This window comes from Staphylococcus sp. GDH8C109P (assembly GCF_017893405.1).
GTDB lineage: Bacteria > Bacillota > Bacilli > Staphylococcales > Staphylococcaceae > Staphylococcus > Staphylococcus cohnii.
Genome location: NZ_JAESMX010000001.1, coordinates 100662 through 123536, shown reverse-complemented (window position 1 = coordinate 123536; position 22875 = coordinate 100662). Strand labels below are relative to the sequence as shown.

The window sequence follows — 22875 nt, the reverse complement described above, 5'->3', positions numbered from 1 at the left end:
TGGACCTATTTAAATAAAGGTTAATTTATACAGAACAACTTATGTAATTACTTAATCTTATCATATTCAATACGATTACCGTTTATTATACTAGATAAATGAGTTCAAATATTTAAGAATGAATCACTATAACTGAATGTATATCGAATAATTCCTGAATATATATCACAAATAAAATTTCAAAACTACACTTGAGTCAAACATTTATCTGAGATCTATGCATATTGAGAAAATCATCTAATGTAAAAAACCTCAGGTAATTTATCACCTAAGGTCTGGATACATTCTAAAATTCATTAACCAAAAGACATATTGATATAATAATTATTTTATGAATAGGAGATTATTAATTTTAAATGCACACTTTCACAACGTGTTACTATACACACATACATTTTATTTTTTGATTGTGTATACTATTTTAGCATTTCTAATTGCATTCTATACTCAATACCATGAAACAGTTGATTTAACCAATTGGTATATTTTATTAAATTCTTTTCTGCAGTTTCAACATCTATGAATTGAAACTTCAACTTAGTACCGGGATGTTTTTGGCCTAACTTCGTTAAGTGATAACTGGCGATTGTCCCTATTTGCGGGTAACTGCCTAATGTATAATGATCATTTAACAATATAATAGGTGTACCATCCCTCTTAACTTGAATCGTTCCTATTTGTACAGATTGATGTGCAGGCATATCTTCATAAAATGCTTTAACAGGTTGACCTTCAACATACATGCCCACCCTGTTCGCTTTACTTGTCACTTTATATTCCCCATAAATAAAACGATTTAAAGCATCTTGATTAAAATCCTCTGTTCCTTTATTTTTAATGACATGAAATACATCTGACATATAATTAAAAGAAAGTGCATAGCCATCTATACCCCAATCTGTTTGATGTGTATGTTCAAGATTCTCAAAAAGTTTGTGGTGACGTTCTGTATAATCACGTTTCATATTGATTTCATCGCCTTTTTCTAATTTGCGACCATGAAAACCACCTAGTTTAGACATGAAATCAGTAGATGTAGAACCCAGCCATTCGTCTAACTCGAATCCTCCACCAACGGCTAAGTATACTCTTGAGGTACGTGACGTTTCTGTAAATTCAAGCACATCACCTTTTTCCATTAAATAAAGTTTATTCGGTAAAACCTTTAAATTAGAAGTTTTAGCTTTAAAACTGCCACCACTTAATGCGATTAAAGTAGGTTCTGTGAAGCGGATACTAGCCATTCTATTGGTCATTTCTAATGTTGCTTCGTGTTTATCATTGGCTACTAAACGATTAGCAATTTCATGTGATAATGGATCTAAAGCACCACTTGGGATTACACCATTGTGTTCAAAACCGATACGACCAAAATCTTGAAAACTTGAGAACAATCCTTCATTTTCTATTATGATTGACATGGTTTAAATCCTCCTAAATCCAATGCTTCTGCTGTCATAGCTTGAAATTGCACATTATCACCTAATTTTAAAGTCGTAAAATCTGTTTGATGCGGATTAAATAATTCAACTGGTGTGTAGCCTATCACTAGCCAATCACCATAAGTATCAATTGTAGTAATACCTGTTTTTTTACCTTCAATAATCACTGATCCCGCAGGAATAAATGCTTTTTTACCACCTGTGTGATTTACAAATAAACGCTTATCCATCCCTGTTAAATATGGAAATCCTGGAGAATAGCCCATCATTGATACGAAAAAGTTCGAATTTGTATGTAATTTTACAAATTTGTCGAAATCCATTTTATAATATTTTAGCAAAGACTCTAAATCTGGACCAAATTCCCCACCATATACTACAGGTATTTGAATTGGTTTAGATGTCTCTTCCACATGTTTTATTTCTAATTGAACAGATTGCAACAATGCTTTCATATATAAAAATGGTGATTTTATGTTGTGATGTTTAATCATATCTCTAGCGTCATAACAAATCATCATATCTGACTCTGTTGGCACAATTTCTGTAATAAAAGGATAATTTTTGTTAACAAGATATGTTTTTAACGCGAGTAGATCGTCAGTTAAATCTTTGGAGACTTCTTTTTCTATAGAAACCACAATTGCTTGGTCGCCTTGACTGTATATCTTCATAAATTCACCTCATCTATTGTGTCTATTGATAAAATACATTTAATATTTGTGTTAAGTAGCGTATTAATTCTTTAACTAAACCATAGATAAATATCAACTGAATAGCACATGAAATAGTGATGATTAACTTAGTAGCAGAATATTTTTGTTGATTCATTAAATAGGTTACATACCATTTTGTAAGGCCGATTAGCGTGATAATTAATAAGATCCAAATCAATATCATTATTTTGCCTCGCTTGCTGACATTAGATTTTTTAAGACTCATATAACTTTGTTTATCTTAATTCAACTCATACAGTTAAACTATATCTATGTGTGGCATATTTGAAATTTCCAACTATTGGTATCAAACACGCTCGCAACAACGTTTTATCACAATTATTAGAATTAAAATTAATATTTTTCTTATACTTTCTATATTCTATAGATTTATTACAACATCGGCAACCTCTCTCAAACTATTTATCAGAAAAACTTGAATTTGATTTCCCCTTAACTTGTGCTTAAAATCTGTCAAACTATAATCTTTTTCAATTAATTTACCTTCTTCTATTAATTCTTGTCTCTTACATCCCTTTAAAAAGTCTTCATTATATATTGGTGTATAATAATAGTTTCCTTCTTTGATCATAATATTTCCAATATCAAATTCTAATATTTTTCCTGATTTGTCATAGAGTAAGATGAGATCAGTTTCATGATTATGTGCTAAATGATCCCTATTTGTTGTTTTATTCGTAAGCACTCGTTTATCTTGAATTGGGGTTAATGGTACAATTTTTGCCGTAAAGCTATCTTTTTGAGGTAATTCAGCAACTTCATATTTAAAAACACCATTAGGGTGTAATATAATTTTCACTCTATAAGTTCCTGTAAAATATAAGCCTTTAATTTCCGAAATCGTTTTGTTCCATTGCTCATCTTCGAAAGTCATTTGGAATTGCTTTGCCGAATGTTTTATTCTGTCATAATGATATGTCAACCTTGAAAATTTGCCAGAATCTAATCGTAATGTTTCAAATAACTGCATTATAATCTCTCCAATATTTTTGTCTTATCAATGAATTCTTGCACCTCAGATTCTGGATCAGAATCAATGGTAATACCTGCGCCAACGCCATAAATAGCTTTTCCATTAATATATTGAATTGTACGAATAGGTACATTAAAAATAGATTTCCCATCAGGTAGCAATAAGCCTATCGTTCCACAATAACCATTTCTTGGTGTTTGCTCTAATTGTTTAATATATTTCATTGTGTTCAGTTTCGGTGCACCAGTAATTGAACCACAAGGAAAAATGGCTTCTAGAACACGCAATAAACGTATATGATTTGGTAATTGTCCAGTTACCATGGATGTCATTTGATAAACTGTTTGATATTTTTCAATATGAAACGGTTGATATACTTTAACTGTTCCAGTATTGGCTACTCTACTTATATCATTACGCAACAAATCAACAATCATTACATTTTCCGCTCTATCCTTGGTAGAGTTTCTTAATTTTTCAAAATGTTCCTTATCTTCTAATTCTGTTTCTCCCCTAGCTATTGTCCCTTTCATGGGTTTACTTAATACAATATTCGATTGATTTTTAAAGGGTCCATATTGAAAAAATAGCTCTGGTGATAATGATGCAATTTGAACTTCTTCAGTATCAATCAGTGCAGAATAATGGCCATGATTCCCACCCTGTAGTACATGGTAAAGTTCAGAAATCGGACCTTGTATATCATCACTCAATCTCGTTGTATAATTAACTTGATATGTATTGCCTTCAACAATCGCTTTTTGTACTTGTTTTATATGTTCAATCATTTGTGCATGTGCATATTGAAATTCAAAGTTATATTTACGTTGATATGTAACATTTTGTTCATTTATGCCATCATGTACTGCTTCAAATACATATGCAGCAGCATAAACAAATGCACCATCGGGAGTTACTGTTGCTAACTGATCATTAAAATAACTTGCCGCTTCATACGGTAAATATAAAGCTACATATTCCCCTTTACTTTGATGTAATTCAGCAAATTGAATGACTGCTCCAATGTCCTGCTTTTGATATGCTATTTTTTTACATACACATTGTTTAAATAGGTATTGATAAGTTTCGGTTTCTGTTTCATTTATGTAATATTGATAATTAAATTTTACTTGCATGATGTGCCTCCACACTTTCAATAAATAATTTAATTTGGTCGATACCGTATTCACTCAAAAATGATTCTGGATGGTATTGGACACCATAAACAGCAAATGCTCGATGTTCACAAGCCATAATAACCCCTCTGTCATTGGTTGCTGTTACGGTTAACTCTCCAGGAAATGTATGTATATCAGCCATTAATGAATGATAACGCATTACATTAAATGATTCTGGTAAATTTTTAAAAATACCTTTGCCTGTATGTGTAATTAAAGTTGTATGTCCATGGATAGGCTTATTGTTCTTTACGATGTGCCCACCAAAATAACTAATAATTTGTTGAAATCCTAAACATACACCCAAAATAGGTATATGATTCATAAATTGTCTTATGACTTCATTTAAAATCGGATAATCTGACGGCGTTCCCGGACCTGGCGATATTACAATTGCTGACGGTTTCATATTGATCAGCTTTTCTATATTAATTACGTCCACATCAACCACTGTGATTGCCTCTGTATAACATTGTTTGAGATAGTCCACGATATTATAGGTAAATGAGTCTTTATTATCGATTACAAGTAGCATTGAATCACCTCAATTATAATTATATATTGTTCTAATATAGTCATTATCCCAAATCTCAACTTGATTTTACAGCTTAAATGTATTATTCTAGTCACGGTATAAATATAACAGAGGTTTCTAGCTGACACCCTCTATAAAAAACTAGACACTTGAACGACGTCTATCTTTTTATAGAGATAGGCGTTTTTTTATGGCGTCATAAGTTTTATATGGCAAAGCTAGCACGATATTTTAAGGAGTGTAAACTATAATGACACAACAGCCATTAAACAATAATAAAGCCATCGTCGTATTTAGCGGGGGCCAAGACAGTACAACCTGTTTATTTTGGGCAAAAAAACATTTTGATGAAGTAGTCTTAGTAACTTTTGAATATGGACAAAGGCACGATACAGAAATTCAAGTTGCAAAACAAATCGCCAAGGAACAAGCAGTCGAACACCATGTACTTGATATGTCACTATTATCTCAACTCACTCCTAATGCACTCACACAACATGACATCGATATAGATGAAGATGAAGACGGCATGCCAAACACTTTTGTACCTGCACGCAACTTGCTGTTCTTATCATTTGCTGGCGCCCTAGCTTATCAAACAAACACAAAACATATTATCACAGGCGTATGTGAAACAGACTTTTCTGGTTACCCTGATTGTCGGGATAACTTTATAAAGTCAATGAACGTTACACTTTCGCTCTCTATGGATAAAGATTTCGTTATTCATACACCGTTAATGTGGCTTGATAAGAAACAAACATGGGCATTGAGTGATGAACTCGGTGTATTAGACTATGTTAGAAATCGAACGTTAACTTGTTATAACGGTATTATTGGTGAAGGTTGTGGCGAATGCCCTGCCTGTAAATTACGCGCACGTGGTCTTAATGCTTATTTAAAAGAAAAAGGAGCGAATTAATATGTTCCAACAAAATTATCCGAGTGTGAACCACAATTACCAATTTGAACTTAATAAGGATTTTAATTTTTCAGCTGCACATTATATCCCAAGTGAAGACGCTGGAAAATGCATGCGTACGCATGGACATACTTATTTTGTCAACTTAACAATCGGTGGAGATACCGTAGACCATAATGGATTTTTAGTGAATTTTAGTGAATTGAAGCAGCTCGTTCACGGACAATTCGACCACCAATTATTGAATGAGTTACCTCAATTTGAAGGTAAAAGTCCATCGACTGAAATTGTTGCACAAACGATATATGAGATGGTCCAATCCTCATTAGATCAAAGACCAAACAAACCACAATGCTTACAGGTTTATGTTAGAGAAACACCAACAAGTTATGTCATATATCGTCCAAAGGAGCTAAATCATGAGTAAAATACCTGTGCTTGAAATTTTTGGCCCAACGATACAAGGTGAAGGCCGTGTAATCGGCCGTAAAACCATGTTTGTACGTACAGCCGGATGTGATTATCGTTGTAGTTGGTGTGACTCCAGTTTTACATGGGATGGCAGTGCTAAAGAAGATATACGCATGATGGATGCAACAGAGATTTATGAGAAATTATATGACATTGCGGGTGAATCATTTAACCACGTAACAATTTCAGGAGGTAATCCAGCTTTAATAAAAGGCATTCAAGGATTAGTCGATTTATTCGAAGAAAAAGGAATACAAAGCGCTCTAGAAACCCAAGGAAGTAAATTCCAGCCATGGATGACACAAATTGATGATTTAACAATTAGTCCAAAACCACCCAGCTCAATGATGAAACCAAATTTACCTATATTAGATGACGTCATTGCTAAATGTAAGCCAGAAACACTCAATCTCAAAGTAGTTATTTTTGATGACGATGACTTTGAATTCGCAAAAATGATTCATCATAGATATCCTAATGTGCCATTTTATTTACAAGTTGGGAATCCATATCTAGATGGAGAATATGTCGAATCTCATACAGAAAAGTTACTTTCATTATATGAAGCCCTTGTTAATCGTGTTATGGATAGTAGCGATATGAATAATGTATATGTATTACCTCAATTACACACTTTACTTTGGAGTAATAAAAAAGGTGTTTAAATTGAGTAAATCAACCGGTTCGTTGTATAATGCTCTTTGTCTATACAATAAACCGGTTTTTCTTTTTTACATTAAATATAGCAATGATTGTCACTGTAAATATAATTATTAAAAATAATAACATTTTTACAATATGTCGGATATTGACTTATAATTTTTTAAAACATCAACTGTTATTAAATGATTAAATCTAACTTAATTGATATAATGTTGCAGTGAAGTATCTAGGTTAGGAGAGCAACATGCTAATAAATATAATCATCAATATAGCTACGGTAGTAATCATACTCGGTATTGATTTATATCGTCAGAATTTCAAACAACTTAAGTTTAGCTCTATACTTTTATCAATAACTATTAACAGTATTATCAATTTAGTCTTTGTTGGTAAATACGATTACATAACATTTTACACTTGCACTCAATTGATTATTTGGACATTATTGCAATTGTATCTCAATAAAAAAACAAAAACATATGTAATAACTGATCAAAAATTTATTGGTTTTATTTTAACGATTATCATGAGTACATCTTTAATCCTTTCATACGATACAAGTAAAGATTCTTACTACATGTCCATTCCGTATTTAGCTCCAGCTATTTTTCTCATAGGTGCAACTTTATTGTTCTATAGTACATTCCAAACACATGAAAAAGAACAAATTAAAATCTTGAATCGTATTCGTAAACCAGTAGTGATTGGGCAAATTATAATTGTATTATCTTTTACAATCATGCCATTATTAACACCTTATTGGTATGCCTTTATTATTGTACATTTATTATTCTTACTTTTTTTATTATGGCAGAATATATTTTTTTCAAAAAAATGATTAGCAAATTATATTTTGTGGTATGTAATAATTGATAATGATATTTAAAAAGGAGGTATACTTATGTTTGGATTTATTGTTATGTTAATTGTCGGCGGTTTGATTGGCTGGATTGCTGGTGGTATCGTCGGTAAAGATATCCCTGGAGGTATTTTAGGTAATATTATTGCCGGTATCGTAGGTTCTGCACTAGGCTCATGGATATTAGGTGATTGGGGTTGGCACTTAGGCGGTATCGCTATCTTCCCTGCACTAATTGGAACAATTGTTCTTGTTGCCCTTTTATCATTTATATTGGGTAAATTACGTAAAAAATAAATGGTTTGTTAATTTTTTAGTTTTTAAAAAAATTCCTGAAACTTAATGTCATAGTTTCTATATCGACAGAAGATGACTATATAGTGAAAGCACTCAGGAATACTAAAATCTCAACCAAAAATATGCGTCAATTTCTATTAACATACTATAGAAATTGACGTTTTTTGTTTTTTGATGTGTTATCATCTTGTGAGTTTATGATCTATTTTTTGTAAGATGTCATTTGTATCAACCTTAGTTGTTGTTTTAACTTTGTGTGTCTGGGCTCAACAATAACCTAAAATCTAAGACAATCTTTATAAAACTAAATATTACTTCTGTATCAACATTTTTTTGACTATAGCATTTTTGTTTTTAAAAGTATTTAACTAATTTGATTCTTTCTATAATTTTGTAATGTGCTAATGCTTGAGAATGATATACGTGAAAAACTACAACCACAAATCGTATCTCCAAGCATGTAAGGTCAAAATTGTAATAATCATTCTATTTATAAATAAAGCCCCAATCTACACTTTTAGCATAGACTGAGGGCTAGGATTATCTGTGTTTAACGAGTGTTTTATTTTTTTCAGTTTTCACCTTATGTGATGGTACATAAAAATGCTCTTCTCTATTTATTCTGTTTTCATTATTTTCTTCTGTTTCTTCTGTTTCTTCTGGATATTCAGACATTTCTATTTCAGAGCCTAATCCTGTTGTTTTGTGTATTGGTTTCAAATTAGATACTTGAACAATATATTTTGGTCGCTGTTTTACTTCATAATATATCCTACCGATATATTCGCCTACAATACCTATTGAAATAAGTTGGATACCTCCAAGTAATAAAATAGCTGCAATTGTTGAAAAGTACCCTGGTGTTTTCACACCATTAATCATAATGTTACCGAAGCTAAATACAATATAAAGTAGACTCACAAAAAACACGATAAGTCCTAAATAAATCATAGCTCGTAACGGTTTATTATTAAATGAAATCAAGCCATCTATTCCATAGTTTAATAATTTACCAAATGACCATTTAGATGTACCTTCTTCTCTTTCAACGTTTTCATAAGTGAAAACCTTAGTATTATAACCTATCCATTCATACAATCCTTTTGAAAAACGATTATATTCATTTAACGATGTTAATGAGTGTAGTGCACGTTGACTAAGCAACCTAAAATCTCCAACGCCATCTTCTAATTTAATATCCTCAACAAAGTGATTAATCATTTTATAATAGCATTTAGTTAAAAATTTTCTCGAACGTTTTTCACCTGTTCTATCACGTTTTGCGACAACTTGATCATAGCCATCCAAATAGCTATCTATCATCTGTGGTATCAGCTCTGGCGGGTGCTGTAAATCAGCATCAATCATCACAACAGCATCACATGCCACACTGTGTTGGAAACCAGCAATCATTGCTGATTCTTTACCAAAATTCCTACTGAACGAAATATACTTCACATGTTCATCATGAGTTGCCATTTCTTGAATATAATTAATCGTTTTATCATGGCTACCATCATCTACAAATAGTAAATCATAGCTATAGTGACGGTTAAGACTATCTTTTTCTAGTATTTCAGTTAACCTACGGTATGTTTTTAATATTACTTCACCTTCGTTATAACATGGCACTATAACTCTTATCTGCATAATAAACACCTTCATTTCAATTACTTCAATTTCACTTTACCAATATTTACAGTTATTTCGCCATTCTTTTCATTTAGATTTACATAATTTTTATATTTCCTTAATATTCAATTATAAAACTTACACGCTTTTAAAAAATTACCGAAACAGATAACATCAATGATTTGCATAATAAAGAAAATCTAAAATGCAATTTTCAAATTTTTCTAATAAAACAAATTATATATATACATAAATATTGCTCTATATCTTTTTTGTAAAAAGTTGTAACTTTGTCCATCTAGTTTATCAACTATTTGTCAGAAATGGAAACAAAACCTAATATTAGTAAAATTAAAAAAATAAGATAGAGAATTAAGTGTCATTAAAACAATTCTCTATCTTACACAATATAAAATAATCAGCTTACAACCTTTTAGGTATATGTTACAGAAAATAGACCAATGATTATAATTGCCGTTTATTAATTTTGTAATTATTATTTAGCAACGCATGCTGATAAAATGATTTAAACTCGCTACTTTAAATTGCTTATTTTAAATCACCTATACGCACTTGATCAGGGTCTTTACCTTGACGTGCATCTTGATTCAGATTATCTATTTCAGCAATGTCTGTTAATTCTAAATTAAAATCAAAAATTTCATAATTTTCTTGAATACGTTTTGGTGTTTTAGATTTAGGTATAATCAAACGGTTATGTGCTGAATGCCAACGCAACACAATTTGCGCAGGTGTTTTACTATAACGTTCGGCAATATCAACAATGATAGGATGTTCAAGTAAACCTTGGTTTCGCATGAGCGGCATCCAAGCTGTCACGGCGATATCATGCTTATCACAAAAATCTTGTAACTCATGCTGATTGAAATAAGGATGTATCTCCACCTGATTTACTGCAGGCGTAATTTCTGTCTCAGCCATCAATTTTTCTAAATGATGTTGCTTAAAGTTACATACACCAATTGCACGTATTCGACCTTCTTTGTATAGTTTTTCCATCGCTCTATATGTTTCAATAAAAAGTCCATCTTCTTCACATGGCCAATGTATTAAAAATAAATCTAAATAATCAGTGCCTAAATTCTCTATAGACTTTGTGAAAAATTCAATTGTTTTATCATACCCTTGATAATCATTCCATATCTTCGAAGTAATAAACAATTCAGAACGAGGCACATCAGATTTTTTCAAAGCATTGCCTAATGCAATTTCATTTTTATAAAAGTAAGCTGTATCAAAAGCACGGTAACCGATATCTAAAGCGCTAGATACAGCTTTTTCCATTTCCTCATCAGTGATTTTGTAAACACCCAAACCAATTTTCGGCATAGGATAACCATTATTTAAATAATACGTATCTTCTATCATAAATTTATTCTCCTCTTTATTTGTATAAATGTATATTTTCATCCTTTAAACAAAAATCGCTATTCTCATAATTTTTCTATAAAGACGATTATAAAAAAACTGGGACATTAATTGATGTCCCAGTTTTTGCAATACTTACTCATATTTATAATACAAGTTGTATGCGTATGGTGCAAAATATATGTTGATATTTTGCCAACAAATGATAATTACTATGTCAAAAACTCAAACATCTCTGATTTATCATCACTCGCAGCTTAATTATCATTACTTTCTTCGTCCTCATCTTCTTCAGGAGTCGGACGTGTTTCATGATATTCAAACTCTAAGATAACATTGATAATTTGATGGTTATCCACTTCCGATATTACCCAACGATCATATTGTGTATCTACATAATCATTTGGTTGTAAGTTGGTATTATGTGCTTGTAACCAACCACCAATTGTATCTATATCTTCAGAATCCTCAAATTCAATACCAAATTGATCGTTTAGATCATCTAATAACACTCTACCGTTAATTTGGTATTTATTATCACTTAGTCTGAGAACATCATTGACTTCATCATCGTCAAATTCATCACGAATTTCACCGACAATTTCTTCTAATATATCTTCCATAGTTAAAATACCTGCAGTACCACCATATTCATCAATAATTAAACTAATGTGAACGTGTTCGCGCTGCATTCTGATAAGCGCATCACTGATTCTAGTAGTTTCGGAAATCATTGGCAAATCATGGATATAGTTACTTGCTTTCATCGGTTTACCAGAAGCATACTCTGTTAAAAATTCTTTTACGTTAATAAAACCTTTTACATGATCTTTATCGCCATCTTCTGTAATTGGATAACGTGTGAATTGATGTTCTTTAATTGTTTCTAATAATTCATCTACATTAAATGGCTCATTTAGTGTAACCATTTGTGTACGCGGCACCATGATATCCTTAGCATGTCTTTCATCAAAAGAAAAGATGTTTTGCATATATGCTAATTCTGTTTGATTGATTTCTCCGCCATTATAACTATTATTTATGATAATTTTTATTTCTTCTTCTGACATAGCATCATTATTTGCATCAGGATCCACACCAAACATACGAATAATCATTCTTGCCGAACCATTCATTAACCAAATTAATGGCTTCATTATAAATCCGAAATAATATAGCGGTCTAGCATAAATGAGTGCCAATTTTTCTGTATATTGGATAGCAAGCGTTTTCGGTGCTAATTCACCCAAGACAACATGCAAATATGTCACAATGATAAACGCTACTATAAATGAAAAAGTTGTCGTTAGTGCTTCAGGTAAATGGATTAATTCAAATAATGGGTGTAGCAACTTGTTAAATGTTGGTTCACCTAACCAACCTAATCCTAAAGATGTCACGGTAATACCCAACTGACATGCTGATAAGTAATAGTCTAAGTTTTTAATCATCTTTTTAACAACACGTGCACTACCGTTGCCTTCTGTTGCAAGTTGTTCAATCCTAGTAGTACGCACTTTAACTAATGCGAATTCTGATCCTACGAAGACTGTAGTTAATGCTATTAAAAAAAAGAATATTACTAAATTTATTATGGTCACTGTTTCCAATTAGTTCCCTATTTCTAGGGATTCACCTCCAAATTTTGTGTCACAATAGGTGACTGCTTATAAAATATTATATGATTGTTAACGTTTGTATTATATGCTAAATCCTTCCCATTGTAACACCTCCCTAAAAATACGCATTTCTTTTATTTTATCATAATAGTTGTTTCGAAAGTAATTTAAAAAAATTAAAATTTATATTCACCTAATGTACCATTTAAACGCAAAATTACCTTCGCGTCAACTTTCTAAATTTTACATCATTTGCCCTAATTAATATTTATTTATTCTAAAATAATGATTACTTAATAAATTGATGTATTTCACCATTTTTGATAGTTGTCTGAACTTCAATATCATCGTTCACGATGACAATATCTGCATCTTTGCCTGCCTTTATGCTACCTTTATTATCGTCAATGTTTAAAGCAATTGCCTGATTCAAACTAGTGACACGCCATAGATTATCCAATGAATCACCAGTAAATTTAAGAAGATTATGCAAACCAGTATTCATTTTTAAAATACTTCCTGCTAATGCTCCTGAAACTAAACGTGCTTCAGAGTCTTTCACGATGACATTTTGACCACCTAAATCATATTCTCCATCTGGCATGCCTTTTGCTCGCATAGCATCTGTAATTAAATAGAAATGTTCATTTCCTTTTTGCTTATATGCGATATTTACAGCAGCAGGATGTGAGTGGATGCCGTCGACAATAACTTCAGTGTTCAATTGATCATTAACCCATGCTGCCCCAAATAATCCTGGTTCTCTATGTTCAAAAGGTGTACCAGCATTATATAAATGCGTTACGTGTTTGGCGCCGTTTTTCACCGCTTCATTACTCTCGTCAAATGTCGCAACTGTATGACCAATTGAAAATATAATTTGATCTTTAAAAGCTGCTAATGTTTCCTTAGCCCCATCGACTTCAGGTGCAAATGTGATAACTTTGATGTGATTATTCGCTATATTTTGGAAATATTTTAATTTTTCCACTGAAGGCCGTTGTACATAACTAGGATTTTGCGCACCTACTTTATGTTCAGAAATAAACGGACCTTCTAAATGGATACCCACAATTTCAGCTGTATTTAACGTATCTTGTTGTGTTTGATATGCAGCTATATTTTTTAGCGCATTTGTAATATTCTCATCTGATTGTGTCATTGTAGTTGCTAAATAACTCGTTGTACCTTCAGATAACAATGATTCTGACAAATGTTTTAAGCCTGTCATCGATGCATCCATTGCATCTTCACCGTAACCGCCATGCATATGAATATCAATAAATCCAGGTAGAATATGATGTCCTTGTGCATCTATTGTTTGTAAATCACCTTCATATGTCCCTATACCTAAGCCAGCAATTTTACCAGATTTAATGATGATATAACCACAATCAATGGTTTCAGTTTCAGTGTATATTCGTCCATTTTCAATTACATATTCAACCATTTATATTACCTTCTTTTCAATTATTTTAGGTTAAAATTTTCTTGCATCACTTGTAATTTATTTTACCAAATTCAAGCCTTATATTATATTCAAAAGCAAATAATAAAAAACCAGAAGTTTCACTCAATCATGAGTTTCTTCTGGTTTTTTATTATGAATCTCTGTATTTTAATCATTCATCGCTTCTGAATTTTGTATCTCTTCTTTGGTTAATGTTGGTTTTAACATACCATATATAACTGCTGCTATGATAGCCCCAATAATGATTGCTATCAATGATTGCAATACGTGACTAAAGTCTGTTCCTAATATAACGATAATACCACCATGTGGTGCTTGAATGGATGATCCTAAACCTAATGCAATTGCACCTGCTACACCTGAACCCACCATCATAGATGGGATTACACGAATAGGGTCAGCTGCGGCAAAAGGAATTGCACCTTCAGTAATAAAGGATAATCCCATCACATAGTTTGGAACAATAGAACCTTTTTGTTCTTTAGTGAATTTTTTACGGAACAGTAACATTGCTGTTGCAATAGCAATCGGTGGCACCATACCGCCAATCATCGCTGCTGTAATTGGTGCTGCATTGCCCTCTGTCAATGCAGCTACAGCGAATACGTAAGCTGCTTTATTAAATGGACCTCCCATATCTATAGCCATCATCGCACCAATAACAAGACCTAGCAACATAATGTTAGTACCTGATAAACTTTGTAAGCCATTTAGCAATAAATTATTTAACCAAGATGCTGGAGGATTCAAAACATAAATCATCAGTAAACCTGTAATAGACACAGAGAATACTGGGAAAATTAAAGTTGGTTTTAAACCTTCTAGAGATTGTGGCATACCATTTGTTAATTTCTTGATGCCTAATGTTAAATAACCTGCTAAGAAACCTGCAAGAATGCCGCCGATAAAGCCAGAATCACCTGTACTAGCTAATAAACCACCAACCAAACCAGCTGCGAAACCTGGTTTGTCTGCAATACTACGTGCTATATAACCAGCAAGTATAGGAATAATTAGCATAAAGGCGCTCTTGTTACCTATATTCCACAATTGTTCTGCAAACGCGTTGTAATCTGAACTTTTTGGATCAAACGAGTTTGCACCAAATAAGAATACGATAGCCATTAAAATACCACCAGCAATAACAAGCGGTAACATATTAGAAACACCGTTCATCAAATGTTTATAAATTGTCTTACCCACACCTTGTTTTTCATTACTTTCTGATTGTACTTTACTTGAATCAGTACTCGCTACAAACGGTTTACGAGAAGTATCTTGAGCAATATTAATTAATTCTTCTGGGCGTTTAATACCATCAGCTACTGGTACTTCAACAACGTTCTTACCATTAAAACGCGCTGTTTCAACATGTACATCTGCCGCTACAATAACACCAGTAGCACGTTCGATATCTTCATTTGTGAGATGATTTTTTATACCGCCAGACCCATTTGTTTCTACTTTTATTTTAACGCCCATTTTTTCAGCTTGCTTTTTCAATGCATCTCGCGCCATATAAGTATGTGCTATACCTGTTGGACAAGCTGTAACCGCTAATATATAGGGTTCATTTGTATCAGCTGAAGCAACAGAGCTTTCAGTATCTTCTTCAACTTCTTCCGTAGCTTCATCATCAGCTTTATCAATGATTTGTAACACAGATTGAGGAGAAGTTGCATTTAGTAAATCTTCTCGTACTTTATCGTCCATTAAAATACCTGATAGTTTTGCTAATGCATCTAAATGCGTTTGTGCGCCACCCTCTGGAGCCGCAATCATAAAGAACAGATGTGCCGGTTGCATATCTAAACTTTGATAATCTACACCCGTTTTAGATTTACCAAAAGCGATGGCAGGCGTATCTACTGCAGCTACTTTAGCATGTGGTATCGCAATACCTTCTCCAATACCAGTTGTACTTTGCGCTTCACGGTTATAAATAGCTTCTTTAAAAACTGATACATCGTTTAATTTCTTTGCTTTATCCAGTTGATTCACTAATTCATCTATGACACCATTCTTATCAGTTGATGAAAGATCCATAGCTATTGTTTCTTGAGTTAATAACTCTGTAATTCTCATCTCATTCACTCCCTTTTAGAGTCGTAATTGTCACTTGTTCTTTAATATCTTCAATCGCTTTGTATGAGGCCAAATCATCGTTAAAAGCAGTTGCCGTCCCCGCAGAAACCGCTTGTTTAAATGCGTTTTCAATTGTCAATCCTGTTTCAAGACCAGCTATCATGCCTGCAACAGTGCTATCACCTGAACCAACTGTATTGACAACTTGTCCATGAGGTACTGATGCTTTCAAGCTATGTTTATGGTCAACATAAACTGCGCCCTCTCCACCAAGTGACACAATCACAGATGATGCTCCTTGTTTCATAATTTCTTGTGCGTAATGGATAACATCTTCGTCCGAATTGATTACTGTATCAAACATAACTTCTAATTCATCTTTGTTCGGTTTAATAAATAGCGGATTGTATTTTAATACAGATTCCACTAAATCTTTTTCAGCATCTACGACTAATCGAGCACCTGTTTGTTTTATGATTTTTGCAATTTGTTCATATGCATCTTTAGGGACGCTTTTCGGTATGCTTCCTGCCACGACTACTATATCTTCTTTTGATGTTTGTTTAAGTTGTCTGAGTAGATTTTCAAAATGTGTTTGAGAAATATTTGGTCCTGGTGCATTTATTTCTGTTTCATCACCAGTTTTCAGTTTTACATTAATCCGCGTATCTTCATCTACTTCTATAAAATCGGTTAGAATACCTGCTTTTTTTAAAGTGTTATCTATAAATTGACCTGGGAATCCACCTGCAAATCCTAAGGCTGTTGAAGGTACGTTCAATGTTTGCAACACTCTTGAAACATTGATACCCTTACCTCCAGCAAATTTAAAAGTTTCTGTCGCTCTATTTAATCCATTTAATTCAAAATCATCAGCAAACATAATGTAATCAATAGAGGGATTAAAAGTTACCGTATAAATCATCGTGTACCTCCAATAAATGTATAATTTTCAGTATATTTCTTAAATATGTCACTCTCTTTTACTTTTTTAGAAGTAACAATGCTAACTTGTGTTTCGACAGGCACATGCGCAAAATACACCTTATCGTATTTATCATGATCAGCTAAAATATAAGCGTTTGTGCCTAAATGTATAGCGTATTTTTTAATAATCGCTTCTTGCTCATCAGGTGTAGTCAAACCATATTTTATGTCTATACCATTTATACCAAGAAATACCTTATCAAAATGATAACTTTTCAACGTTTCAAGGGCGCTTGCACCTACTGTCGCATATGTTGTCGATTTGATTTCTCCACCTAAAATAAATGTTCGGATACCCTGTTTAATTAGCTCTTCGACATGCGTCAAACCACTCGTTACAACAACAATATTTTGTGCATTGATGTAAGGGATCATCTCAAGTGTTGTCGATCCAGCATCTATAAAAATACATTCATTATCTTCTATTTCTAACGCTGCTAACCGTGCGATTTCTTGCTTTTCTTTTAAGTTGGTTGCACGTTTATCTGCTAAATTAGGTTCTAAGATAGATGAGTTATTTAACATTGCCCCGCCGTGCACTCTTTTCAATTTTCCAACTTTTTGTAATTTGGATAAGTCCCGGCGAATTGTGGATGCACTACATCCTGTTCGATCTATTAATTCCTGTAAAGTCAAAAAGTCTTTTTTTGACAATTCAGTCATTATGAGCTCCTGCCGCTTTTCAGTAATCATCCCTCCACCTCATTTCATTTTCATTATAATGGTTACGCTTTCTTATTTCAATCATTTTTTGTCAAAAACAATCAAAAACAATCATATAAAGTTAATGAAATTTGATATTCCACCTTTTTCCTCAATAATTTATAATTTTTATCTATGCGTTAATAATCACATTTGAACATCTTGATAATACGTCTCATTACGTTACAATAATTATGTATTGTACAATTTTTTTATTTTACATATTTCTTACAAGGAGTGCCTTGAAGTTATGCAACAATCAACTATAGTAAAATGGGAAAAAAGAAGCAGAATCAGTATCGCAATTATCTTTGCTATTTTAATGATGCTCAACATATACATAAGTGAAAAATTCAAAACTGACTTTGTATTTTTTCAAACGTTGATTATGTATATCCTGTTGTTTTTTCAAATGGGCTTTAACCTGTTACAATTTCTTAGTCAAACGACGAACAAACATATACGAATGACCATGATTTTACTCTATACATATGCTTATATTAGTAACTTTATCGTGTTGTTAATTTTACTTATATCCCCAATAGATTCTATGCTTGTTTTAACGATGGTTCTCACATTTTTTACATTGAGCTTTATGTTTTTAATGATCGTAGAACATCAATTTAAAAAACGCATAAAAAAAAGAGCGCAAAATTCGAATAAAGTTTCAAATCATTAACGCTCGCGATTTTATAATATTATAAAAAGTATATAATTGCTTACTGTCCATTAAATAATCACGAAATGGTATCATGACCACTTCGTGATTTTAATTATCTTATTATGCTGTTACTGATGAGTGACGTTCAACACTTTTGCTTTAGTTATTTTAATCAAGTCATCAACTGTCATTTCAATCTGTACCCCACGTTCTCCGCCACTAATATAAAGTGCATCTATACATGTTGCTTGCTGATCGACAATCGTTTGAAATTGTTTTTTCATTCCAATTGGTGAACAACCGCCCCTAACATAACCTGTTACGTTTTTAAGTTCATCTAAAGGCATTAATTGTAGTTTCTTTTCATTTACGGCGTTAGCTGCCGCTTTCATATTTAATGTATCGCTTACCGGAATGATAAACACAAAATGATTATGATGACTATTTTCTAAAACAAGTGTTTTATATACGTATTTATCCTCTATGCCAACTTTGTGTGCTACTTCAGTACCATCCATATGTTCATCCGAGATTTCATACGTATTGACATTGTATTTTATCTTTTGACGATCTAACATGCGCATAGCATTTGTTTTCTTTTGTTTCATTTCGATACCTCATATGATTATAAGTATTTTATGCATATCAAAATAATTTTATCACAAACGATCAATCTAGCTTAAGTTGTTTAATAAATTTCGTTAATGCTTCTTTCATTTCTTGATCTTTTAAAGCGAATTCTATCGTAGTTTTTACAAAACCTAACTTTTCACCGACATCATAACGCTCACCTTCAAAGTCGTAAGCATAAACTTGACTTTCTTTGTTCATTCTTTCAATAGCATCTGTCAGTTGAATTTCTCCACCGGCACCTTTACCTTGGTTTGCTAAATATTCAAAGATATCAGGTGTTAACACATAACGTCCCATAATCGCTAAGTTTGAAGGTGCCGTTCCTTGTTTCGGTTTTTCCACAAATTGATTCACTTCATATTGACGCCCATTTTTACCTAATGGATCAATGATACCGTAACGATGTGTATCATTTTCATTCACTTCTTGGACACCGATTACAGATTTACCAGTTTCTTCATATGTATCCATCAATTGTTTAATGGCTGGTTGTGTTGACTCCACAATATCATCACCCAATAGTACCGCAAAAGGTTCATTGCCAATAAATTGACGTGCTGAATAAATTGCATGTCCCAACCCTTTTTGTTCTTTCTGTCTTACATAAAAAATATTAGCAAGTTCAGTAGAATAATTCACTTTTTCTAATAGATCCGTTTTTCCTTTTTCTTCTAAAATCATTTCTAATTCTTTTTGATTATCAAAATGATCTTCAATTGCTCGTTTGTGTTTACCAGTTACAATTATAATATCCTCAATACCGGCACGAGCTGCTTCCTCTACAATGTATTGAATCGTTGGCTTATCTAAAATTGGCAACATTTCTTTTGGCATAGCTTTTGTTGCCGGAAGAAATCTTGTGCCTAATCCTGCTGCAGGTATAATTGCTTTTTTTATTTTTTTCAAAACATTCATCCTTTTCAATTTTTAGTAATTAAATATTCATCAAAGTATAAATCAGTTTAAACTTAATATAATAATAACATCGATACATTTAACTTTATACTTTTTATGATAATAAAAAACATCCAACTTCAATAGAATCTATAAGTTGAATGTTTTCATTTTCTTATTTTAACGCAGGTTGACGTATGACATCACCCAGTTTATTCACAATAACTTTATATTCTTTTTTAGCTGTCGCATCATAAAATGTATAAAACATACCTTGCTTTGAAGCATGCACTTGCTTCAAGGTAGCATTGTTTCCTAGTGCATCTTTTGCATATTTTTGAGCAATTACTTCTGATTCATGTGGCGATATTCTCGGTTTGTCTTGATCTTGGTGATTTTGTACTTTATAAGCATCATCAAATATCCTTGCTTTATTATTTTGATCTACAGTGACTCTATAATATGTTTTGGGATGTTGCTTATTCTTGAAAGTGAAAATATAGTAATATGTCCCCTCACACGTACTATCAATACCATAGTCATTATATTCATTTTCAGAATGGTTATCACTATCAACCATTTTTTGCGCTTTATTTAGTGCTTCTGAAAATTGAGGCAAATTGATTTCTCCAGCCTCTTTATCATTCAAATCATGTGTTGCTAATTTTGCTATAGGTTCGTGGTTTTTTGCATTATATGGCTTTTCTTTTGGCACGTCAGGTTTCGTGTCATCCGGCACATTTGAATCAAAATCTGCATTTTCTTCTCCTGTTTTGGATTGGGCAACATTATTTGTATCGGAATAACTCGATATTGTTTCATGTACTTTTGCAAGCACTTGTTGATTAGTAACTAACACTAATAAAAATATGAAACAACATGTTAATAGGAAAGCCAATATTGTTAATAGTAAATTTTTCAACTTTATCCCCTTAATCATCTCTCTTTAATAATAACAACATATTATCACAAATATTTAACAAAAAACTTATATAGACCACAATTTAAAACAATTGTAATTTCTGTAACATGAATATTATGTGTGCAACTTTATTTAACATTCATGTCATATTTGAAATTCTAATGTACAAATTCTGACAATTTTTATATCAATTAATACATTAACCATTGCATCTTGTTACTTCATACGTATTTTGAAATCTTACTAATGAACATAAGTTTAAAAATTACCATGTTTAATTTACTTAATAAAAAAAGGAGCAAGAAATGAAATTAAAATGGTGGTTCTAATTTCATCTCTTACTCCTATAACATTAACTAATTTGTCAGAAAGTTAAATTGTCTTTTATAAAATAATTATTCATTTTTACATGTTATACATAAATATTTGGTAATAAGCATAGCAAAATGGCTGCGTCGCTCATAAGATTTATGATTTTTTTAGACGATTTCGAATTGCTTTTTCAAAAAATATTACTATCATACCAATAAACATCACTAATATTGCCATATACAGTGGAAATTCAAAATTAATATCGTATAATGTACCAGCTACTAATGGGCCTATGAAATTCCCCATACTGGTAAAAGTCGAATTTAATCCGCCAGCAAACCCTTGACGATTTCCAGCTATATTAGAAAAATAATTGGTAATTGCTGGACGAATCATATCAAAACCAATAAACACTATAAAACTAATAATCATAATTGACCAGTAACTATGCATAAACGTCAATGCAAGTAAAATAATCGCTGAATAAAATAATGCATAAGTAATAAAAGTAAGCTCTTCAAAGTATTTCATAAACTTATCAAAGAAAAACACTTGGAATATCGCACCAAAAATACCGCCACCGGTAATTGCAAAGGAGATATCTATAGGTGAATAATGTGCTTTATCGGCTGTATATAAAGGGAATAATGTTTCGAACGCAGACAAACCAAATGCAAGCACTAGTGTTAAAATGACCGGAGTGAGGAACACTTTCCAATTTATTTTAGCCAATAATTCAGGTTGATATTGTGTAAAACCATCTTGCGTTTCATTTTTCGGATTTTTAATTAATGTGATAGATAATATAAGTGCCAAGACACCGCTTGTACCAGCCACATAGAACGGTAATCTATGCGATACTTCCGCCAGCAAACCGCCTAAACCAGGTCCTAAAATAAAGCCTGAATTAATAATCGCCGACATATAACCAAAATTCTTTGCTTTATCTTTTCCTATAGAAATATCCGCAATCATCCCAGTAACACCAGGCATGACCATTCCAGCACTAAAACCACCTAATATTCTAGAAATGATTAGTAGAGAAAACGTGTGACTAGCGGCAAACAAGAATTCTGAAATTGCAAAAAGTGCAAGTCCAATACAAATAATTAATTTTTTACCTAATTTATCTGCAAGCGTACCACCAAATGGTGAAATAATCATTTGTGCGAGTGCAAAGACCGCAACAAGAATTCCTAAATCACTACCTTTTAAACCTAAATCTTTTAAATATACTGGTAGCACTGGTACAACTAGACCTATACCTAGAAAGACTAAAAAGATATTAAAATATAAAATATAAAATTGTTTATTCACGTTTCTCACTCCATTCTTTTACACACTTTTTTCATCATCTTGTTTTGTATCGTTCATTTAGAGGAATGCACAATATTAGAACATTCTATAACATTTTTCTACAGAAAAACAATAGAAAAACTTACATTTTCAAACACTATTATACATCTCATAAATAATTAATTGTATAATGTT

22 protein-coding genes are annotated in these 22875 nt (G+C 32.2%); 5 read left to right on the top strand and 17 right to left on the bottom strand.

Going from position 1 to position 22875, the window contains the following annotated elements; genetic code table 11:
- Window positions 1-416: 416 nt before the first annotated feature.
- From KA867_RS00605 to KA867_RS00580, 6 genes are all read right to left on the bottom strand, one after another.
- Window positions 417-1421, bottom strand: coding sequence for a 5-oxoprolinase subunit C family protein (locus tag KA867_RS00605; RefSeq protein WP_210136722.1), 1005 nt, complete (start codon window positions 1419-1421; stop codon window positions 417-419).
- Window positions 1409-2116 (bottom strand): 5-oxoprolinase subunit PxpB, encoded by a 708-nt coding sequence (gene pxpB, locus KA867_RS00600; protein WP_210136721.1) that lies wholly within the window; start codon window positions 2114-2116, stop codon window positions 1409-1411. Before pxpB ends, KA867_RS00605 begins: the two co-directional genes overlap by 13 nt.
- Before the next feature lie 22 nt (window positions 2117-2138).
- The gene (locus KA867_RS00595) at window positions 2139-2342 is read right to left on the bottom strand and encodes a hypothetical protein (protein ID WP_210136720.1); all 204 of its coding nucleotides are present in this window, start codon (window positions 2340-2342) and stop codon (window positions 2139-2141) included.
- Between the two features lie 198 nt (window positions 2343-2540).
- Complete coding sequence (locus tag KA867_RS00590; protein WP_210136719.1) at window positions 2541-3149, bottom strand: aminotransferase class IV; 609 nt, start codon at window positions 3147-3149, stop codon at window positions 2541-2543.
- On the bottom strand, window positions 3149-4288 hold the full coding sequence (locus tag KA867_RS00585) for a chorismate-binding protein (RefSeq protein ID WP_210136718.1): 1140 nt from the start codon (window positions 4286-4288) through the stop codon (window positions 3149-3151). The genes KA867_RS00590 and KA867_RS00585 overlap by 1 nt, the downstream gene beginning before the upstream one ends.
- Window positions 4272-4865, bottom strand: a complete 594-nt coding sequence (locus KA867_RS00580; protein WP_210136717.1) for an anthranilate synthase component II — start codon at window positions 4863-4865, stop codon at window positions 4272-4274. The genes KA867_RS00585 and KA867_RS00580 overlap by 17 nt, the downstream gene beginning before the upstream one ends.
- 250 nt (window positions 4866-5115) lie before the next feature.
- Here KA867_RS00580 and queC point away from each other — a divergent pair, with 250 nt between their 5' ends.
- The 5 genes from queC (at window position 5116) to KA867_RS00555 (ending at window position 8077) form a co-directional block, all read left to right on the top strand.
- On the top strand, window positions 5116-5787 hold the full coding sequence (queC, locus tag KA867_RS00575; protein WP_107384454.1) for a 7-cyano-7-deazaguanine synthase QueC: 672 nt from the start codon (window positions 5116-5118) through the stop codon (window positions 5785-5787).
- Window position 5788: 1 nt separating this feature from the next.
- Window positions 5789-6214, top strand: coding sequence for a 6-carboxytetrahydropterin synthase QueD (gene queD / locus KA867_RS00570; RefSeq protein ID WP_210136716.1), 426 nt, complete (start codon window positions 5789-5791; stop codon window positions 6212-6214).
- Window positions 6207-6923: a 7-carboxy-7-deazaguanine synthase QueE gene (gene queE / locus KA867_RS00565; RefSeq protein ID WP_019468259.1), complete on the top strand. Its 717-nt coding sequence runs from the start codon at window positions 6207-6209 to the stop codon at window positions 6921-6923. The genes queD and queE overlap by 8 nt, the downstream gene beginning before the upstream one ends.
- Window positions 6924-7165: 242 nt before the next feature.
- Window positions 7166-7759: a hypothetical protein gene (locus KA867_RS00560; RefSeq protein ID WP_210136715.1), complete on the top strand. Its 594-nt coding sequence runs from the start codon at window positions 7166-7168 to the stop codon at window positions 7757-7759.
- 63 nt (window positions 7760-7822) lie between these two features.
- Window positions 7823-8077: a GlsB/YeaQ/YmgE family stress response membrane protein gene (locus KA867_RS00555; RefSeq protein WP_210136714.1), complete on the top strand. Its 255-nt coding sequence runs from the start codon at window positions 7823-7825 to the stop codon at window positions 8075-8077.
- A gap of 540 nt (window positions 8078-8617) precedes the next feature.
- On the opposite strand, the gene KA867_RS00550 is transcribed toward KA867_RS00555, so the two are convergent.
- From KA867_RS00550 to norA, 11 genes are all read right to left on the bottom strand, one after another.
- Window positions 8618-9727, bottom strand: a complete 1110-nt coding sequence (locus KA867_RS00550; RefSeq protein WP_210136713.1) for a glycosyltransferase family 2 protein — start codon at window positions 9725-9727, stop codon at window positions 8618-8620.
- A 531-nt stretch (window positions 9728-10258) separates the two neighbouring features.
- A complete protein-coding gene (locus KA867_RS00545; RefSeq protein ID WP_210136712.1) occupies window positions 10259-11098 on the bottom strand; it encodes an aldo/keto reductase in 840 nt (279 codons plus the stop codon).
- 257 nt (window positions 11099-11355) lie between these two features.
- Entirely contained in the window at window positions 11356-12708 is a 1353-nt protein-coding gene (locus KA867_RS00540) for a hemolysin family protein (RefSeq protein ID WP_210136711.1), read from the bottom strand.
- 298 nt (window positions 12709-13006) lie between these two features.
- Window positions 13007-14167, bottom strand: coding sequence for an N-acetylglucosamine-6-phosphate deacetylase (nagA, locus tag KA867_RS00535; RefSeq protein ID WP_210136710.1), 1161 nt, complete (start codon window positions 14165-14167; stop codon window positions 13007-13009).
- A 168-nt stretch (window positions 14168-14335) separates the two neighbouring features.
- Window positions 14336-16273 carry a PTS fructose transporter subunit IIABC gene (locus KA867_RS00530; protein ID WP_210136709.1) on the bottom strand — a complete coding sequence of 646 codons (1938 nt, stop codon included), beginning with the start codon at window positions 16271-16273 and terminating at the stop codon, window positions 14336-14338.
- Window position 16274: 1 nt separating this feature from the next.
- Window positions 16275-17198, bottom strand: a complete 924-nt coding sequence (gene pfkB / locus KA867_RS00525) for a 1-phosphofructokinase (protein ID WP_210136708.1) — start codon at window positions 17196-17198, stop codon at window positions 16275-16277.
- Window positions 17195-17953, bottom strand: coding sequence for a DeoR/GlpR family DNA-binding transcription regulator (locus KA867_RS00520; protein WP_210136707.1), 759 nt, complete (start codon window positions 17951-17953; stop codon window positions 17195-17197). The genes pfkB and KA867_RS00520 overlap by 4 nt, the downstream gene beginning before the upstream one ends.
- A 798-nt stretch (window positions 17954-18751) precedes the next feature.
- A complete protein-coding gene (ybaK, locus tag KA867_RS00515; RefSeq protein WP_210136706.1) occupies window positions 18752-19231 on the bottom strand; it encodes a Cys-tRNA(Pro) deacylase in 480 nt (159 codons plus the stop codon).
- Window positions 19232-19292: 61 nt separating this feature from the next.
- Window positions 19293-20162: a UTP--glucose-1-phosphate uridylyltransferase GalU gene (gene galU / locus KA867_RS00510; RefSeq protein ID WP_210136705.1), complete on the bottom strand. Its 870-nt coding sequence runs from the start codon at window positions 20160-20162 to the stop codon at window positions 19293-19295.
- Window positions 20163-20325: 163 nt separating this feature from the next.
- Entirely contained in the window at window positions 20326-21072 is a 747-nt protein-coding gene (locus tag KA867_RS00505; protein WP_210136704.1) for a hypothetical protein, read from the bottom strand.
- Window positions 21073-21540: 468 nt separating this feature from the next.
- Window positions 21541-22701 carry a multidrug efflux MFS transporter NorA gene (gene norA / locus KA867_RS00500; RefSeq protein ID WP_210136703.1) on the bottom strand — a complete coding sequence of 387 codons (1161 nt, stop codon included), beginning with the start codon at window positions 22699-22701 and terminating at the stop codon, window positions 21541-21543.
- Window positions 22702-22875 lie beyond the last annotated feature (174 nt).

Bases quoted from the DNA above. Each gene is read 5' to 3' on its own strand.
- KA867_RS00585 (WP_210136718.1), bottom strand. From the start codon at position 4,288: ATGCAAGTAAAATTTAATTATCAATATTACATAAATGAAACAGAAACC.
- queD (WP_210136716.1), top strand. From the start codon at position 5,789: ATGTTCCAACAAAATTATCCGAGTGTGAACCACAATTACCAATTTGAA.
- KA867_RS00550 (WP_210136713.1), bottom strand. From the start codon at position 9,727: ATGCAGATAAGAGTTATAGTGCCATGTTATAACGAAGGTGAAGTAATA.
- KA867_RS00530 (WP_210136709.1), bottom strand. From the start codon at position 16,273: ATGAGAATTACAGAGTTATTAACTCAAGAAACAATAGCTATGGATCTT.
- nagA (WP_210136710.1), bottom strand. From the start codon at position 14,167: ATGGTTGAATATGTAATTGAAAATGGACGAATATACACTGAAACTGAA.
- pfkB (WP_210136708.1), bottom strand. From the start codon at position 17,198: ATGATTTATACGGTAACTTTTAATCCCTCTATTGATTACATTATGTTT.
- ybaK (WP_210136706.1), bottom strand. From the start codon at position 19,231: ATGAAACAAAAGAAAACAAATGCTATGCGCATGTTAGATCGTCAAAAG.
- KA867_RS00555 (WP_210136714.1), top strand. From the start codon at position 7,823: ATGTTTGGATTTATTGTTATGTTAATTGTCGGCGGTTTGATTGGCTGG.
- KA867_RS00595 (WP_210136720.1), bottom strand. From the start codon at position 2,342: ATGATATTGATTTGGATCTTATTAATTATCACGCTAATCGGCCTTACA.
- KA867_RS00520 (WP_210136707.1), bottom strand. From the start codon at position 17,953: ATGATTACTGAAAAGCGGCAGGAGCTCATAATGACTGAATTGTCAAAA.
- KA867_RS00545 (WP_210136712.1), bottom strand. From the start codon at position 11,098: ATGATAGAAGATACGTATTATTTAAATAATGGTTATCCTATGCCGAAA.
- queE (WP_019468259.1), top strand. From the start codon at position 6,207: ATGAGTAAAATACCTGTGCTTGAAATTTTTGGCCCAACGATACAAGGT.
- KA867_RS00560 (WP_210136715.1), top strand. From the start codon at position 7,166: ATGCTAATAAATATAATCATCAATATAGCTACGGTAGTAATCATACTC.
- queC (WP_107384454.1), top strand. From the start codon at position 5,116: ATGACACAACAGCCATTAAACAATAATAAAGCCATCGTCGTATTTAGC.
- KA867_RS00590 (WP_210136719.1), bottom strand. From the start codon at position 3,149: ATGCAGTTATTTGAAACATTACGATTAGATTCTGGCAAATTTTCAAGG.
- pxpB (WP_210136721.1), bottom strand. From the start codon at position 2,116: ATGAAGATATACAGTCAAGGCGACCAAGCAATTGTGGTTTCTATAGAA.
- KA867_RS00605 (WP_210136722.1), bottom strand. From the start codon at position 1,421: ATGTCAATCATAATAGAAAATGAAGGATTGTTCTCAAGTTTTCAAGAT.
- KA867_RS00580 (WP_210136717.1), bottom strand. From the start codon at position 4,865: ATGCTACTTGTAATCGATAATAAAGACTCATTTACCTATAATATCGTG.